Source organism: Kribbella sp. NBC_01510, assembly GCF_045040325.1.
Classification (GTDB): Bacteria; Actinomycetota; Actinomycetes; order Propionibacteriales; family Kribbellaceae; genus Kribbella.
The window spans coordinates 1,304,952-1,319,666 of the sequence record NZ_CP109418.1 but is presented as its reverse complement, the minus strand read 5'-3'; the positions used below and the strand labels follow the sequence as shown (position 1 = coordinate 1,319,666).

Annotated in this window: 18 protein-coding genes and 1 tRNA gene; 12 read left to right on the top strand and 7 right to left on the bottom strand. The window is 68.2% G+C overall.

Annotation, left to right across the window (positions count from 1 at the left end):
- Positions 1–17 precede the first annotated feature (17 nt).
- A complete protein-coding gene (locus tag OG558_RS06520) occupies positions 18–509 on the bottom strand; it encodes a YajQ family cyclic di-GMP-binding protein (protein ID WP_329482250.1) in 492 nt (163 codons plus the stop codon).
- Positions 510–591: 82 nt separating this feature from the next.
- On the opposite strand from OG558_RS06520, the gene OG558_RS06515 reads away from it, so the two are divergent.
- From OG558_RS06515 to OG558_RS06505, 3 genes are all read left to right on the top strand, one after another.
- Positions 592–677: transfer RNA gene (locus OG558_RS06515), tRNA-Tyr, on the top strand.
- A 205-nt stretch (positions 678–882) separates the two neighbouring features.
- Positions 883–1,674, top strand: coding sequence for a class I SAM-dependent methyltransferase (locus tag OG558_RS06510; RefSeq protein ID WP_405069390.1), 792 nt, complete (start codon positions 883–885; stop codon positions 1,672–1,674).
- Positions 1,675–1,887: 213 nt separating this feature from the next.
- Positions 1,888–2,541: a GPR1/FUN34/YaaH family transporter gene (locus tag OG558_RS06505; protein ID WP_405069389.1), complete on the top strand. Its 654-nt coding sequence runs from the start codon at positions 1,888–1,890 to the stop codon at positions 2,539–2,541.
- A gap of 396 nt (positions 2,542–2,937) precedes the next feature.
- Here the strand turns inward: OG558_RS06505 and OG558_RS06500 are convergent, their stop codons facing one another.
- Entirely contained in the window at positions 2,938–3,762 is an 825-nt protein-coding gene (locus OG558_RS06500) for a hypothetical protein (RefSeq protein WP_405069388.1), read from the bottom strand.
- Between the two features lies 1 nt (position 3,763).
- Between OG558_RS06500 and OG558_RS06495 the strand changes: the two genes are divergently transcribed.
- The 5 genes from OG558_RS06495 (at position 3,764) to OG558_RS06475 (ending at position 7,689) form a co-directional block, all read left to right on the top strand.
- Positions 3,764–3,952 carry a hypothetical protein gene (locus OG558_RS06495; protein WP_405069387.1) on the top strand — a complete coding sequence of 63 codons (189 nt, stop codon included), beginning with the start codon at positions 3,764–3,766 and terminating at the stop codon, positions 3,950–3,952.
- A gap of 189 nt (positions 3,953–4,141) precedes the next feature.
- Positions 4,142–4,789, top strand: coding sequence for a hypothetical protein (locus OG558_RS06490; RefSeq protein ID WP_405069386.1), 648 nt, complete (start codon positions 4,142–4,144; stop codon positions 4,787–4,789).
- A gap of 57 nt (positions 4,790–4,846) precedes the next feature.
- Positions 4,847–5,518, top strand: a complete 672-nt coding sequence (locus OG558_RS06485; protein WP_405069385.1) for a response regulator transcription factor — start codon at positions 4,847–4,849, stop codon at positions 5,516–5,518.
- Complete coding sequence (locus OG558_RS06480; protein ID WP_405069384.1) at positions 5,515–6,879, top strand: sensor histidine kinase; 1,365 nt, start codon at positions 5,515–5,517, stop codon at positions 6,877–6,879. Before OG558_RS06485 ends, OG558_RS06480 begins: the two co-directional genes overlap by 4 nt.
- Before the next feature lie 252 nt (positions 6,880–7,131).
- Complete coding sequence (locus OG558_RS06475; RefSeq protein ID WP_405069383.1) at positions 7,132–7,689, top strand: potassium channel family protein; 558 nt, start codon at positions 7,132–7,134, stop codon at positions 7,687–7,689.
- Between the two features lie 38 nt (positions 7,690–7,727).
- On the opposite strand, the gene OG558_RS06470 is transcribed toward OG558_RS06475, so the two are convergent.
- Positions 7,728–8,246 (bottom strand): hypothetical protein, encoded by a 519-nt coding sequence (locus tag OG558_RS06470; protein ID WP_405069382.1) that lies wholly within the window; start codon positions 8,244–8,246, stop codon positions 7,728–7,730.
- A gap of 208 nt (positions 8,247–8,454) precedes the next feature.
- On the opposite strand from OG558_RS06470, the gene OG558_RS06465 reads away from it, so the two are divergent.
- From OG558_RS06465 to OG558_RS06455, 3 genes are all read left to right on the top strand, one after another.
- On the top strand, positions 8,455–9,549 hold the full coding sequence (locus OG558_RS06465; protein ID WP_405069381.1) for a hypothetical protein: 1,095 nt from the start codon (positions 8,455–8,457) through the stop codon (positions 9,547–9,549).
- Positions 9,549–10,073, top strand: coding sequence for a YciI family protein (locus OG558_RS06460; RefSeq protein WP_405069380.1), 525 nt, complete (start codon positions 9,549–9,551; stop codon positions 10,071–10,073). The genes OG558_RS06465 and OG558_RS06460 overlap by 1 nt, the downstream gene beginning before the upstream one ends.
- 409 nt (positions 10,074–10,482) lie before the next feature.
- Positions 10,483–10,875: a hypothetical protein gene (locus OG558_RS06455; protein WP_405069379.1), complete on the top strand. Its 393-nt coding sequence runs from the start codon at positions 10,483–10,485 to the stop codon at positions 10,873–10,875.
- Between the two features lie 94 nt (positions 10,876–10,969).
- Here the strand turns inward: OG558_RS06455 and OG558_RS06450 are convergent, their stop codons facing one another.
- Complete coding sequence (locus OG558_RS06450; RefSeq protein ID WP_405069378.1) at positions 10,970–11,395, bottom strand: MarR family winged helix-turn-helix transcriptional regulator; 426 nt, start codon at positions 11,393–11,395, stop codon at positions 10,970–10,972.
- A gap of 92 nt (positions 11,396–11,487) precedes the next feature.
- Here OG558_RS06450 and OG558_RS06445 point away from each other — a divergent pair, with 92 nt between their 5' ends.
- Positions 11,488–12,393: an LLM class flavin-dependent oxidoreductase gene (locus OG558_RS06445; protein ID WP_405069377.1), complete on the top strand. Its 906-nt coding sequence runs from the start codon at positions 11,488–11,490 to the stop codon at positions 12,391–12,393.
- Between the two features lie 4 nt (positions 12,394–12,397).
- Here the strand turns inward: OG558_RS06445 and OG558_RS06440 are convergent, their stop codons facing one another.
- From OG558_RS06440 to OG558_RS06430, 3 genes are all read right to left on the bottom strand, one after another.
- Entirely contained in the window at positions 12,398–13,279 is an 882-nt protein-coding gene (locus OG558_RS06440) for an aldo/keto reductase (RefSeq protein WP_405069376.1), read from the bottom strand.
- The gene (locus tag OG558_RS06435) at positions 13,276–13,959 is read right to left on the bottom strand and encodes an RraA family protein (RefSeq protein ID WP_405069375.1); all 684 of its coding nucleotides are present in this window, start codon (positions 13,957–13,959) and stop codon (positions 13,276–13,278) included. The genes OG558_RS06440 and OG558_RS06435 overlap by 4 nt, the downstream gene beginning before the upstream one ends.
- 101 nt (positions 13,960–14,060) lie before the next feature.
- On the bottom strand, positions 14,061–14,600 hold the full coding sequence (locus OG558_RS06430) for an AAA family ATPase (protein WP_405069374.1): 540 nt from the start codon (positions 14,598–14,600) through the stop codon (positions 14,061–14,063).
- Positions 14,601–14,715: the final 115 nt, after the last annotated feature.

Sequence of the window (14,715 nt, the reverse complement as noted above, 5' to 3'; positions counted from 1 at the left end):
ATTACCAGGCCCGGCGGTCAGCGGTAGTTGACGAACTGGACGGCGAAGTCGAGGTCCTGGCCCTTGATCAGGGACTGGACGGCTTGCAGGTCGTCGCGGCTCTTGCTGGACACTCGGAGCTCCTCGCCCTGGATCTGGGCCTTGACGCCCTTCGGGCCCTCGTCGCGGATCAGCTTGGACAGCTTCTTCGCGTTCTCCTGGGTGATGCCGGCGCTGATCGTGGCGTTGATCTTGTAGATCTTGCCGGACAGCTTCGGATCGTCGGCCTCCAGGCCCTTCAGCGAGATCTGCCGCTTGACCAGCTTGTCCTTGAGCACGTCGAGGACGGCGTTGACCCGCTCCTCGGTGTTCGCCTGCAGGTCGATCGCCTCGCCGGACAGCTTGATCCCGGCGTCCACGTTCTTGAAGTCGAACCGCTGGCTGATCTCCTTCGCCGCCTGGTTCACGGCGTTGTCCACCTCCTGACGGTCGACCTTGTTCACAATGTCGAAGGAGGACTCCGAAGCCATGGGCAGTTCCTTTCCGATTTGCTGTCAGGGGCACCCTCTGTTGTATCGTCTCCCACGCCGGTTCACGAACCGGCACCACCCTGGCGGGTTGCCCGAGTGGCCAAAGGGAGCAGACTGTAAATCTGTCGGTGTATGCCTACGCAGGTTCGAACCCTGCACCCGCCACCAGCACCAAAAGAGCCTCTGACCTGCGAAAACGCAGCTCAGAGGCTCTCTTGCTATGTCCGACTGTGTCCGGCCGGCACCGGCGATCTACGGATGTCTGTGCCCTATTCCTGCCCTGGTTTTCTGGACCTACGCCGCCTCGCCCTCGTCCTCGTCCACAGCAGCCATCAGCCGCCGCAACGAGCCCGGCGCGGCTAGCATTCGGCGCATGAACGAGCCGCACACAGATCCTGTCGCCCACAACCGCCGCGCCTGGGACCGCGAGGTGGAGAAGGGCAACGAGTGGTCGCGGCCGGTGACACCCGAGGTGGTCGCGAAGGCGCGGGCCGGTGAGTGGTCCATCGTCCTCATGGGGTACGAGCCAGTCGACCCGACCTGGTTTCCTCCGGACATCGCCGCCTGCGACGTGCTCTGCCTCGCCTCCGGTGGCGGGCAGCAGGGTCCGGTGCTCGCCGCGGCCGGCGCGCGGGTGACCGTCTTCGACAACTCGCCCGGCCAGCTCGCGCAGGACGAGATGGTCGCCGCGCGGGAGGGGCTCGACGTGCGTACCGTACTCGGCGACGCGCGCGACCTGAGCGCGTTCCCGGACGCCTCGTTCGACCTGGTCGTACACCCGGTCTCCAACCTCTTCATCCCCGAGCTGGCCCCGGTCTGGCGGGAGTGCCACCGCGTGCTGCGGCCGGGCGGCACGCTGCTGTCCGGCTTCGTCAACCCGGACGTCTACCTCTTCGACGCGGACGCGATGGACACGCGCGGCGAGCTGGTCGTGCGGCACCGCCTGCCGTACAGCGACGTCACCCATCTCGAGCCAGGCGAGCGGGAGCGGCTGTGGGGCGCCGATTCGCCGCTGGAGTACAGCCACACCCTCACCGAGCAGATCGGCGGGCAGACCGCCGCGGGGTTCGCCATCACCGGCTTCGCCGACGCGCCACACCAGTCGGAGGTAACGGCCGGCTGGCTGCCTGGCTACTTCGCCACCAAGGCGGTCAAAGGGTCCTAGGCCCGTGTCCGGTTGTGAGGCGCCGAACCCCCGCTCAGAACCGCGTTGATGTGTTGGGGTGGACGGGGTTGCAGTACGCCTTCTGGAGCGGGCGTGGCGTGCCCTTGAGTACTGCGTGAGCGCCGGGCCGAGCGGTGCCTCAAATCGAGACACCTGCCGGGCGCGCAGCGGCATAGGGTTCCAGCGTCGGGATGCGCCCGAAAGGAGCTTGCCATGGCGACTATCGACGCCGATGCCCAAGGTGCCCCAGAGTTACGCGCCCAACCTGCCGCTGAGGCCGCGGTCCCAGCGGTGACCGGAGACCCATCCCTGATCGGTCTCCCCAGTTTCATCGTGGGATCGGTCGCGCTCGGCCTCGTCCTTGTCGGCTACGTGCCTGCGGCGGCGGTGGGGGCGTCGATCCCCGTGATCGTCGCGGCCACCGGCCTGGGCCTGGTGATCGCGGCCGTCTGGGCGGCAGCTGTCGGCCAGAGCGCGGTCGCCGGGGTCTTCGGCATCTTCGCCGGTTTCTGGCTGAGCTACGGAATGCTCGTACTGGGCCTGACGCACAACTGGTTCGCCATTGTCGCTGCGGACGCCCTCCATACGCAGGGCGTTTTCCTGATCTCGTGGCTGGTGGTGATCGGGATGCTGACTCTCGCCACACTCCGGCTGCCGATTGCCTACACGGTGCTCTTCGTGCTCATCGAAATTGCCTTGGTGCTGGTCTTGATCGGCACGTTGCAGCAATCAGCCGGCACGCTGAAGGTCGCCGGTGTGGTGGTGTTCGTCTTCGCCGCGGTGGGTGTCTACCTGTTCTTCAGCTCGGCCTCGCAGGCGACAGGCGGTAAAGCGCTTCCGCTCGGACAGCCTCTTCTCCATAGTTGAGCCGCGGTTGATGGTGTCCGGCGGGATGCCACCAGCACCAAACCAGCCCCTGGCCTGCGGAAACGCAGACCAGGGGCCACTTTCGTCTCAGCCCTCGGTGTCCGGCTGGCTACGGCGGTCTACGGCTGTCCTTGCCATATTCCTGCCACCGTTTCGGGCGGCTTCGCGGGTTCAGGCAGATTACTTCGATGCCGAACTGACCGACCCCGGCGCGCGCTGCCCTGCTGCTGGCCCGTGCTGCGGCACGCCACTTCTGCGCCGACTGAGGCGGGCGTCTTGGGCGCGTGCGGGTCGCGTGCACCGCGAACGGCTGGCCGGGCCGAGGTCTTCGTCGCCTTCGGATCCAACCCTGCCATTCGACAACCACAGGGGCCGCCCGGGCGGGCCCTTCCGTTCTTACGCCCGACCGCGTAACACGATGGTGCGCTCCTCGGAGTCGGTCCCACAGTCGAAGGGCCCGCAGGCGAGCGCGTTCGTGACACTTGCCGCCTTGCCGCCGGCGAACTTGCCGTTGTCCGGCAGGATCTCCATACTCCACGACCGCGGCGTGCCGTCGCACACCTCAATGCCGGTGAAGGCGCGGCCGCGCACGGTGAACCGCCCGGCCTGCTGCGTCAGCGTGGTCTCCACGGACGCGAAGTCCACCTGACTGGTGCAGGTCGCGGTACCGCTCACCGTCGCCGAACCGGTCCGGCTGTTGAAGCTTGCGAACGGGTTCACGGTGACGTCCAGCGTGGGTGGCGGCGGGAGCACATCGACCGTGAGGTTGAGCGTCCCCCCGTTACCCCCTGCGTCCTGCTGGTCGTCGACGACCAGCACTGTGTACGTCGTACCAGCGGTCGCCCGCCAGGACACCTGAGTAAACCCACACCCCACCCGGCTCCAGTTCCCGGGGCTGCCGGTCGCCACGAGCGCGGTGGTCGAGTATGTCGATGAAGACACATCGAACCGGAGAATTTCGTCCGCGGTCGGGGTGATCTCGTACCAGACGCTGGCATCGGTCGGCAGGGGCGCGGGTGTTCCACAGAACTCAGTGCTGATGTCGTCGCTGTCGGTGGTCGCTTCGGTGGTGTCGAGGCTGTCGGTGAACGGGATGGCCCCGACCACGGTGCGGCCGCTGTACGTGTCGTTGCTTGGCGCAGCCGCGAGCGCGGTGCCCGCGGACGTGATCAGGGTGCCGAGCACAAGCGCAGACACAGCCGCGCTCCGAAGGTGTCTCATGATGCCGCTCCTTGCAGGATGCTGGCGGGCGCAACTCGGCGCCCGCAACTGGACGCTGTCCCCGGCGGTCGTCGCCCGGCAGACCTCGATCCCTCCTCCGGCCCAGAGCGGCGCCGGCATTCTCACCCGGCAGGCCTCCGTCCACCGGGGCACCGCTCTATTGGTATCGATGCGCCGGCGGGTCGATTAGTTATCCGCCGTATGCGCCGAAATGGCGGCACAGGGAGGCAGCTGGCTAGCAGCCGAGTAGTGCAGACATCTTGGGCCCCTTCTAAGGAAGCTCTAAAGGTGGCTGAAACCACACCTGAGGCCGCGCTGTTTGTGTTGTTGCCACGGCGCCGGTTCTCGTCCGGCGCGCTCGTGGACGAAAGGAATCACGATGATGAAACGCACACGGCTGGTCGCGGCCGCGGCAACGCTTGTCGCACTGGCCACAACCGGTACTGCGTCGGCGGCGACGTCCGGTTCGGATCCGAAAGCCGGCGCCGCGAAGTCCGGTGCCGCGGTGAAGGTGGAGGGTAAGTCCAAGCCGACCGGGAATGCCGACATCGCCGCGGCCGCGGCAAAGCTCGGGGTGACGACCGCCCGGCTCGACGCCGCGCTGGTCGCGGCCAAGAAGTCGCTGGCCGGCTCGACCACCGTTACGCCGGAGGCATTCGTCAGGGCGGTCGCGGCGAACCTGGGGCTGCCGGCCTCGCGGGTCAAGGCCGCCGTGGAGCCGCTGTTTCTCAAGCCTGGGCGCCCTCGTGCCGACGACAAACACAAGAACGACGGCAAGGGCAAGAAGGGGGCGGACGACCCGCGGAACTCGCCGTTCGCGAGCAACACCGCAGCGGCACGGTTGGCCGCGGCGCTCGGCATCAGTCAAGCCAAGGCCAAGGCCGCCCTGGTCGCTGTGGTATCGGCTCCTGGCGGAATCGTTCCGACGTCCAAGGCCTTCCGTGATGTCGCCCACTCGCTCGGGGTCAGCGCCGACCGGTTGAAGACCGCGTTGGGGGATCTGAAGCAGTCACTGGCCAACGGCTGACAGCGGCCTAGTCTCACATCATCACAACTTCATGATCGACGGCGAGGATGGACGACCATGCGGATACTTGTCGTGGACGATGACCCGGCTGTGCGGCGGTCCTTGGAGCATGCGTTGGGCCGCGACGGCTACGACGTGGCATCCGCCGCTGATGGGGCGTCCGCCCTCGCGGAGCACGGCGTGTTCCGCCCGGACGCGGTGGTGCTCGACGTCCTCATGCCCGAACCCAACGGGCTCGAGGTATGCCGGACGCTGCGTTCGGGTGGGTACGACACGCCGATCCTGATGCTGACGGCCCGGGACCTGGTCACCGACCGGGTCGCCGGGCTCGACGCGGGGGCCGACGACTACCTGGCCAAGCCCTTCGCTCTGGAGGAGCTGCGGGCCCGACTTCGAGCCCTGCTGCGGCGCAGCGGCGCAAGAGACGAGGTGCTGCACTTCACCGACGTCCAACTGGACTTGAGCGGCCGCCGGGCCGAACGCGCCGGCCGGCGCCTGGAGCTGACCAAGACGGAGCTGTCCCTGCTGGAGCTGTTCCTGCGCAATCCCCGCCGCGTCCTGAGCCGGACCCAGATCTTCGAGTCCGTCTGGGGCTACGACTTCGGCCCGGAGTCGAACGCGCTGTGGGTCTACATCAGCTATCTGCGAAGCAAGCTCGAAGCGGACGGTGGCAGCAGACTGATCCAGACGGTCCGCGGCCTGGGGTATGTCCTGCGCGAGGAGCCATGAACCTGCGCACCCGGCTGGCCATCGCCGGAGGGTCCATAGCCGCGGGCGCCATGCTGCTCGTGTCGGTGGTTCTGTATCCGGCCGTGGAGGCCAACCTCCGCGGCCAGATCGACAGCTCCCTGGTGGCGGCGGCCGGCCAGGCACCGGACGTGGCGAAAGCCATCAAGGAGAAATTCAGGGGGACGTCCAACGAGTCGGCCTTCCCAGCTGTTCCGCTGGGGATCGGGAGCACCCAGCTGCAAATCGTGCCGGACCCGGTCCGGGCCGGGCCGTCGGCGCAGTTCGTCGACCTCACCGTCCGCGACGTCGAGGTCGCGAACGGAGCCGCCGCTGCCTACTTCCGTAACGCGGTCTACGGCGGCGTCGCCTACCGCATCTACACCGCCCCGTTCCCAGGAGCACCCGGCACGCTGGTGCGCACCGCAATCCCGCAATCCGATCCCGCACCCACCCTGCGCCGACTCGCCTGGCTGCTCGCCGCATCGACGGTGGCCGCCGGACTCCTGGCAGCACTTGCCTCACGCCTGGCCGCACGCCGCGTCCTACGACCCGTACGTGGGCTCACCGAGACCGTCGAACTGATCCGCACGACCGGCGACCTGGCCATCCCGATCCCTGCCGACAGCCAGGACGAGATTGGCCGGCTCGGCACCGCGTTCGCCGGGATGACCGCCGCCCTGGACGAGTCCGTCGGCGCCCAGCGCCGCCTGGTGGCCGACGCCTCGCACGAACTGCGCACGCCACTGACGAGCCTGACCGTGAACCTCGAACTGCTGGCGGAAGATCTGGCCGACACGCAGGCCCCACACCTCGCCGCCGAAGCGCTCGACCAGGCCGGCGAACTCAAGACACTGATCAACGACCTGGTCGACCTGGCCCGCTACGGCCAGCCCGCTTTCCACACTGAAGACGTCCGCCTGGACCTTGTCGCCGAGCGCGTCGCGGCCCGCGCGACACGTCGGGCAGCGCAGATCGGATTCGACCTGACCTGCGCGCCAACCCTTGTCCACGGAGACCCCGACGCCCTGGAACGCGCGGTTGCGAACCTGGTCGACAACGCCGTGAAATGGAGCCCGTCCGGCGGCCGGGTCCTGATCAGCGTCAAGGAGGGCACTCTCGACGTCGCGGACACCGGCCCCGGGATCCCTGACAGCGACCTCAAGTTCGTCTTCGACCGCTTCTACCGCTCACCCGCTGCCCGCGCGCATCCCGGATCCGGACTGGGCCTAGCTATCGTCCGACAGGTCGCCGAGGCGCATGGCGGGACGGCCGAAGTCGTGCCGTGTCAAAGCGGCGCGGTACTGCGCCTGAAACTGCCGGTGTGTAGCGAACACGCTGAGCCCTGGGCAACACCGAGTTGAAGGTCTGGCTTTGCGCTCTCAGGAGAGCGCGGCGATCCAGTTGCGCAGGTTCGCGTGGCGGCGCCCTTGAAGTCGAGGCCGACCGGAACGGCGAACGTTCCCCCGGTACGCCGGAGCTGAGTCAGAGCCTCACGCAGTCCGACCTGTGCGGTCGACACGGGATGCGCGGAAACTCGTTGTCACCAGGAGATCGTCCGCATCGTGGTCTACGAGGACACTGGTGGACAGTGATCCCCGAGCAAAGGAGGCGGCATGCCCGACCCTGCGGAGATCCAGACGCCGATGCCGGCTGACCGGCGTCGGGTGTTCGCGGTCGCTCTTGTCCAGGGCCTGAGCACCCTGACCGTCCTCCTGGTGGCGTACTTCCTTCTGCCGCTCGACGAGGTGGCGAAGCTGCCGTTCGGCGTGATTGTCGCCGGCGGTGTCGTCATTCTTTCCGCCGTGACTGTGCTCGAGGTGCGCTCGATCATCCGGGCGGCCCACCCCGCGGCCAAGGCGATTCAGGCACTGGCCGTGATCGGACCGACGTTCCTGTTGCTGTTCGCCTCGACGTACTACATGATGTCGCAGGCCAGCCCGGGGAGCTTCAACCTGACAGCGCTCACGCGCGGCGACAGTCTCTACTTCACGGTCACGGTCTTTTCGACGGTGGGCTTCGGCGACATCGTCGCCACCAGCGAGAGCGCCCGCGCGATGGTAACTACCCAGATGATCCTCGACCTGGTCCTGCTCGGTGCCGTGGTCAGGGTGTTCGTTCAGGCGGTCAAGATCGCCCCCAAGGGTCCGGGGACCCCAACCGCAGGCGCCTGACCTCTGCATTTCGGGAGTCAGCCTGCCGATTTGTGGTGTCATGCCTCGGGTGGGTTGCGGGGGCGGAATCTTGAGCGGAACTTCGAGTCGTACTCCAGGTGCACGTAGCCCGAGGAGTGGACGCCTACCGCGACGCAGCCGACGGCCAGGAAGACGATCCCGGCAATGAAGGAGATGTGCCAGAAAGCTGCGGCGATGCCGGCGAACGCGGAGCCTTGGGCGATCGCCTTGGCCACGCTGACGAGTGGCGACTTGCTGGTCCGGCGACGGAACTCCTCCTGCCGGTTCAGCACCAGGAGTGCGGCGAGTAGCGGTATCGAGACGGCGAAAGCGATGACGCACACCAGCGCCGACGGGTCGAGTGAGGTCTCGGTCAGGAACGGCTGGACCACGACCAGGCCGGCGGCCGCCAGCCCGCCGTAGATCAGGTTGGACTGACGGATCCATTCCTGCACGGCGGCCGGGTCCGAGGTGACGTCCTCGGCTTCCTGCCGGATGCGTTCGGCCTCGGCTTCCATCTGATGTGCTTCAGCCAGGAAGTCCTCGTCCTCGTTCATGGGCTCATCCTCCCCGAAACTGCCGTCTGTCAGGATTGGCGGGTGGCTGGACTGCGAGAGCTGTGGACCGACGCCGTCCCGGACGCGGGGCCGTTGGCCGCCGACCTGGTCGGGCGGTACGCAACCCACGCCGCCGCTAGGTGGGGAATAGCGTTGGGACAGCGAGCGGTTTGCTATTGATTGACCAGGTTCGTGACCGAGGAGAGCGATGAAACCCACTGAGTTCGTGAAGGTGAATGGGCAGTTCTGGGGGGATCACCTGCGGAGCGTGAGTGAGCATCTGCCCACGAGTCACCGCAATGAGCTGACCGGGCCGCTGCTGTTCCCGCGGATGATGGTGCTGACCGAGACCCCGGACTGGAACATCCTCGAGCTCGTCGGGGTGAGCCGCGAGTACCGCTCGCTCGAGGTCCGGCGGCAGAAGGTGCAGAGCGTCGAGGAGTACTTCGGCCTCGGCACCGGCTCGCCCGTGGTCAAGCTGTCCGGGGAGAACCTGTTCAAGGACGCGACCATCGCGACCGAGACCGGCCGGCGGGAGCTGGACGGCCGGTTCCCGAGCGCGGTGACGATGCTGGGGCAGGAGTTCGTGGGGGCGGGCGACCAGCTGCTGCAGTTCGCGCCGGGCAACTACTCGACCTTCGACCGCACCCTGCTCGTGCACACGGCGAACGAGTCGATCCGGTTGCACTGGACGTTCTTCGCGATCGCGATCCACCGGTCCGAGCCCGCGGACAAGTATCTGACCTTCCTCCAGAACTACTCCGCGGCCCGACCGCACCTGGACCCGATCGGCACCCTGAGCGTGCCGGCGGACGCCGCTGACCTGAAGAGCGACGCCTTCGCCAGCACCTACCTCGCCCACGGTCTCCAGGACGCGACCGTCGACCAGTTCCTGGACGCGAACGAGAGCATCCTGCTGTCGGCGTTCGACGCGACCCGGCTGATCCGCCAGCCCTTCCTGGACGACCTGCAGCCCGACTTCATCCTGGAGCGCGCGGACGGCAGCCACATCATCGGCGACCTCAAGCTCCCGGTCGCCGACACCACCAACGGCAAGAAGCGCCGCCGTGCCTTCAAGGCGCCGGTGCCGGAAGGCGCCGCTCAGCTCGCTCGGTACGCGGAGTACTTCGACTCCGCCGAGAACCGCGCGTTCGCCCAGACCAAGTACGGCGTCGAGGTCAGCGACCCGCGCAAGCTCCTGATCATCCCGACCCAGGAGACTGTCGCCGCCGGCGAGTTCGCCGACGCGGGCGTGGAGATCGTCGACTACGACACGATCCTGCGCCTCCACCTCGCATCCTGATGCAGTACTTCGTCTACGGACGCGACCGGCCCGGCGGGTTCGGCCTCAAGGTCAGCCTGACCGAGGAGCACTGGGCGTTCATGGACGGGTACGCCGACGCCCTGATCGCCCGCGGCCCGACCCTGACGGAGGACGGCGAGGAGACGACCGGCAGCCTCCACATCGTGGACCTGCCGGACGTCGTGGCGGCGCGCTCCTTCGCGTACGACGAGCCCTACTACCGCGCCGGCGTCTTCGACGAGATCCTCCTCTGTCGCTTCGACAAACGCGTCGGCACGACGATGTGGGACTTCACCAGCACCGTCGAGGGCCACCGCCGCTTCCTCGTCCTCACCCAGGACGAGCCGCGGCCGGTCGAGTCGCCGTACCTGATCATGTACGGCGACCTGCTCGACCTGACCGAAGACACCCACCTCGGCCGCGCAGCCCTCGTCGAAGCACGTGACGCCCGGCACGCCGCCGTACTGCTGTCAGCCAAGCTCACGGACGTGCACCCGTGGGAGTTCGGCGGTCGGCGGGACTGAGAAGCCTGCTGCGGCCAGTTCTGGCCGTGGCCAGATGGGGCCGCGCAGGTGCCTGGACACCCGGTCCCGGCGCTGACGAGACTGCTGGACGTTGCGCCCGGCCGCTAACGTCCACCGGGCGAATCCTGACCTGGAGGTTTCGCATGCCGGCTCCGCTGCCACGTCCGTCCTCAGCTTCCGGGCGAGCTGTGTCGTCAGGGCGAGGCTCGATGGTTCGCTCGCCGGGTTCGCGACGGGGACGGCGCTGGATGCGCGGCGCCGTACCGGCAGTGCTTGCCGGGCTGTTGGCGTTGCAGTTGGTTCCGGCTCCGGCCGTCGCCGCAACAGCGACACCTACGCAGACACCGCCACAGCCTTGGCAGGCCAAGGTGACCACCGGCCTCCTCGCCAGTCTTGACGCCGGGAAGAGTTGCCGCTCAAGCTCGCCACCTTCGACCGCAAGGTGGCATTCATTCCCCAGTCGGCGGACCAGCGGGACATCGCGAGCGCGATCGTGGTCCACCCGTGCAGCCTGCTCGACGTACTGCTCTATGTCTTCGACCGGCTGTGGGACCAGGCGACCCCGCTGACGTCCGCAGAGCCCCACTTCGCGACCGAGCAGGACGACGTGGTCGAGCCGACGGCCGACGACCGACGGGTGCTGGCCCTGCTCGCCAGCGGGATGAAGGACGAGGCCATCGCGCACCATCTGGGCTGGAGCCATCGCACCACCAGGCGGCGGATCGCAACGCTGATGACCTCGCTGAACGCGGACACCAGATTCCAGGCCGGCCTGTACGCCGCCCGCCAGGGCTGGTTGTGACCGGCGCTAAACCTTCGAGACGTTCACTCTCCACCGCCCGCGCCGCGACTGAGCAGGCAGTCGACCACGGTCAGGGCGACGTACTGGTACTGCATCAAGCTCGGGCGAGGATCGTCTGCAGCGTGGTCGTGAGCGTCTCGCGGGCAGTTGCTGGAAGGTCGGAGGTCAGGGCTTCGATGCGGTCGACGACGGCATTGTGGGCGTCGTGGGCCAGGGACCGGCCGGCGGGGGTGAGCTCGATGTGGCTGGCGCGGCGGTCGGTCGGGTTGGCGGTCCGGATGACCAGGTCGCGGCGTTCCAGGCGGTCGACCATGCTGGTGAGGCTCGAGCGCTCGATGCTCAGGATCCGGCTGAGCTCGGTCATGCCGAGCGGGCCGCCGAGGAGAACACAGAGCAGGTGCGCCTGCTGCGGCGTGAGGCCGAGCGGCCGGCTGGTCTCGGCGTGCAGATCCTGCAGCCGATGCATCGTCTGGACCAGAGCCGCGGCCAGCTGCTGATCCCGTGCCGTCGTCGTCGCCATGTCTGCCATGATAGTCCGGCAGCCGGATAGTTTGCAGGCCTAACAGTTCGTGGTACTACTATTTAGATGTACGAACTATCTGGAGGACTGCGATGACTGTGAAGTTCGGATATGGCTCACCCGACAAGCTCAGCGACGTGCCCGCGATCCTGCGGCTCGCGGAGCGGGCCGACCGCGACGGGCTCGACCACGTCAGCTTGTCGGATCACCCCTATGTCGCCGACCTGCTGGACGGGTATGCGGCGATTGCCTTCATCCTCGGCCGGACCGAGCGGCTGTCGGCCTTCGTCAACGTGACCAACCTGCCGTTGCGTCCGGCCCCGGTGCTCGCACGTACGGCGTCCGCCCTGTCGGCGTTGTCGGGCGGACGGTTCGTCCTCGGCCTCGGCGCCGGCGGCGCGTGGGACCGGATCACCACGATGGGCGTCCCGGAGCTGCGCCCGGCCGAGGCGGTCGAGGCCTTCGAGGAGGCGATGCAGTTGGTCCGTTCGATGTCCGACGGCGGCCGTCCGGCCCCGACCAAGCACTACCCGATCGGCGACCTCCGACCGGCTGCCGTCGCCGCGCCGCTCATCTGGACCGGCTCGAAGGGCCCCAAGTCGCTCGCCGCGACCGGCCGCCAGGCGGACGGCTGGATCCCCGGCCACGCCGCGGACTGGCTGAGTGACCGCTTCCGCTGGTCCCGCCCGATCATCGACGAGGCCGCGCTCTCGGTCGGCCGCAAGCCCGCCGACGTCGCCACCATCTACAACTTCCCGGGCGCGATCACCGCAACCCCGGTACGCCGTACCCGCGACGCCGAAGGCCGCTGGATCGGCGGCTCCCCGGCCCAGTGGACCGAAGAACTCACCGACGCCATCCTCAACCACAACGCCGCCGGCTTCACCCTCTTCCCCCGCGGCTCCGACCCGTACGAGTCCCAACTGGCCCGCTGGTCCGAGGAAGTAGTCCCCGCCATCCGCGCCGCAATCAGCCAGCCGACGCCGGCTGCCGGATGACGTATCAGTTCAAGCTTGCGAGTTCTTCGGGGGGCAGGTGGAGGGTGCCGGCGGCGATGTTCTCTTCGAGGTGGGCGGGGTTGCCGGTGCCGGGGATGGCGAGGACGTTGGGGGACTGGTGCAGGGTCCAGGCGAGGCGGACCTGTTGGGCTGAGGCGCCGTGCTTGTCGGCGATCGCCTGGATGGCGTCGGAGTGGTTGGTCGCAGCTCCGTCTTCGCGGGAACCGCCGGCGATCGCGAAGAACGGCACGTAGGCGATGTCCCGCTCCGCGCACAGCTTGATCAGCGCGTCCTCATCGCCGCGCAGGTCGATCGCGTAGCTGTTCTGGACGCACACGACCGGCGCGATCGCGAGCGCCTCGTCGACGTGGTCGGCGCGGATGTTCGACACCCCGAGCTGACGGATCAGCCCGGCGTCGCGCAGGTCTGCGAGCGCGCCGAACCGGTCGGCGATCGAGTCCGCGCCGGGCTTCTTCATGATCCGCAGGTTGACCACGTCGAGACAGTCGACGCCGAGCTGGCGCAGGTTCGTCTCCACCTGCGTGCGCAGCTCGGCCGCGGTCGTCGCATGGTAGAAGCCACGGTCAGGGTCCTCGCCCGGCCCGACCTTGGTGGTGATCACCAGACCCTCCGGGTAAGGCGCCAGCGCCTCACGGATCAGCTCGTTCGCGTACCGCACCGGCCCGTCGCCGACCCGCAGCGTCCCGCCCGGCGACACGTAGAACGCTGCCGTGTCGATGTGATTGACGCCGAGCTCCACCGCGCGACGCAGTACGCCGATCGCCACCGAGCGATCGGGATTCGCGGTGATCCGCATGGCACCGAAGCCCATCCGGTTGACCGTGACGTCGCCCAGTTTCCAGGTACCGGCGGCGGCTGCACTCATTCTTCGATCGCTCCTCGGACCAGGCGCAGGTGCTGGCGGAAGGTCAGGGACGGGTCGGCGGCGCGCACGAGCAGATAGTCGGCGAACCTCACCTGCTCGCGCAGCGACCGCCCGGCGCGGATCGCGTCGGCCTGCTGGTGCTCGGTGTCCCGGATCGACTCGGCCAGCCCGAACAACTCCTCGACGCGGTCGGCCGGGACGAAGATCGCGCCGTCCTCATCCGCGAGTACGACGTCCTCGCGGGTCACCGTCCAGTCGCCGATCGTTGCCGTGGACAACGCATTGGCCGGCTGCGGGTCGAGGCGGAGCGGTCCGGTCGGCAGCGCGCCGAGGCTGAAGACGGGAAGGCCGATCGCGGTGATGTCGACCGTGTCGCGGTGCAGGCCCCAGATCACGATGCCCGCGACGCCGGCAGCCTTGGCTTCGAGGGCGACCAGGTCACCGACGCACGCCTCGTCCCGCCGGCCGCCGTTGTCCACGACCAGTACGTCGCCCTCCGCGGCCGACTCGAAGGCCTCCAGGAACACGTCGACACTGCCCACGTGCTGCGCCGGCAGCACCCGCCCGGCGACCCGGCCGCCGGCCACGGCCGTCAACGACACCGTGCGTACCGGCACCCCAGCCCGGACACAGGCGTCCGCCATGTGCGCCGTGGTCAGTCCCTCAAACCTGTTCAGCATCCAGATCCCCTCTCTAACGACAGGAGGTAGTCCACCATGCCCGGGCGCGCTCCGCTTAAGCACCACGCTCGCAGCAGCCTTGAGCCGACTACCTCCTGTCGTTAGCCATTCAAGAAGGCCAAGATCTCGTCGAGTGGTGGATTGGCGGTGGTGTCGATGGTCAAAGCGGGGACCGGCAGGTCTACCGACTGGAAGGCGTTGTGGGTCCGCAGCCGAGCCTCGGCGCTGATCTGCGCGTCCTCGTGGGCGGTCCGGCGGTGGCCGGTCGTCGTACGGGCGTTGATCCGGGCCAGCGCGACCTCGGCCGGGACCGTGCAGTGCAGGATGCGGACGTCGGCTCGACCGAGGAGTGGGGCCAGACCTGGGTTCCACAGCCGGTCCTGGAACGCGGCCTCGGCGACTACCGTCGTACCGCGGCCGACCAGCAGACCGATCACGTCGAAGAACGTCGACAGCGTCCGCATCGTCAGTGGATCGCCCGGCCCGGGCACGAACCCAGGGGTCGCGTGCACCATGCCTTCCTTGATCTCGTCCCGGCAGATCGCCGGGCACCCGATCGCGGCCGCCACCCGGTGCGCCAGGGTCGTCTTCCCGGTTCCCGGCGGACCACTCACCACAACCACCATCGGTTTCGACTGCACCGCCGCACCCTAGCGACCCGGGCCCGCGATCTCCACCGAACGTAAGGCGCGCGTTCAGGAACTGTCGGTGGAGATGGTTAGCGTGATGTCCGGATGTGGCCGGACTCCTCGTGGG

Coding starts and splice junctions, on each gene's coding strand:
- OG558_RS06495 (WP_405069387.1), top strand. CDS start 3,764: ATGCCGCTCCTTGCAGGATGCTGGCGGGCGCAACTCGGCGCCCGCAAC.
- OG558_RS06505 (WP_405069389.1), top strand. CDS start 1,888: ATGGCGACTATCGACGCCGATGCCCAAGGTGCCCCAGAGTTACGCGCC.
- OG558_RS06480 (WP_405069384.1), top strand. CDS start 5,515: ATGAACCTGCGCACCCGGCTGGCCATCGCCGGAGGGTCCATAGCCGCG.
- OG558_RS06485 (WP_405069385.1), top strand. CDS start 4,847: ATGCGGATACTTGTCGTGGACGATGACCCGGCTGTGCGGCGGTCCTTG.
- OG558_RS06465 (WP_405069381.1), top strand. CDS start 8,455: ATGAAACCCACTGAGTTCGTGAAGGTGAATGGGCAGTTCTGGGGGGAT.
- OG558_RS06490 (WP_405069386.1), top strand. CDS start 4,142: ATGATGAAACGCACACGGCTGGTCGCGGCCGCGGCAACGCTTGTCGCA.
- OG558_RS06445 (WP_405069377.1), top strand. CDS start 11,488: ATGACTGTGAAGTTCGGATATGGCTCACCCGACAAGCTCAGCGACGTG.
- OG558_RS06450 (WP_405069378.1), bottom strand. CDS start 11,395: ATGGCGACGACGACGGCACGGGATCAGCAGCTGGCCGCGGCTCTGGTC.
- OG558_RS06475 (WP_405069383.1), top strand. CDS start 7,132: ATGCCCGACCCTGCGGAGATCCAGACGCCGATGCCGGCTGACCGGCGT.
- OG558_RS06440 (WP_405069376.1), bottom strand. CDS start 13,279: ATGAGTGCAGCCGCCGCCGGTACCTGGAAACTGGGCGACGTCACGGTC.
- OG558_RS06435 (WP_405069375.1), bottom strand. CDS start 13,959: ATGCTGAACAGGTTTGAGGGACTGACCACGGCGCACATGGCGGACGCC.
- OG558_RS06460 (WP_405069380.1), top strand. CDS start 9,549: ATGCAGTACTTCGTCTACGGACGCGACCGGCCCGGCGGGTTCGGCCTC.
- OG558_RS06500 (WP_405069388.1), bottom strand. CDS start 3,762: ATGAGACACCTTCGGAGCGCGGCTGTGTCTGCGCTTGTGCTCGGCACC.
- OG558_RS06520 (WP_329482250.1), bottom strand. CDS start 509: ATGGCTTCGGAGTCCTCCTTCGACATTGTGAACAAGGTCGACCGTCAG.
- OG558_RS06510 (WP_405069390.1), top strand. CDS start 883: ATGAACGAGCCGCACACAGATCCTGTCGCCCACAACCGCCGCGCCTGG.
- OG558_RS06470 (WP_405069382.1), bottom strand. CDS start 8,246: ATGAACGAGGACGAGGACTTCCTGGCTGAAGCACATCAGATGGAAGCC.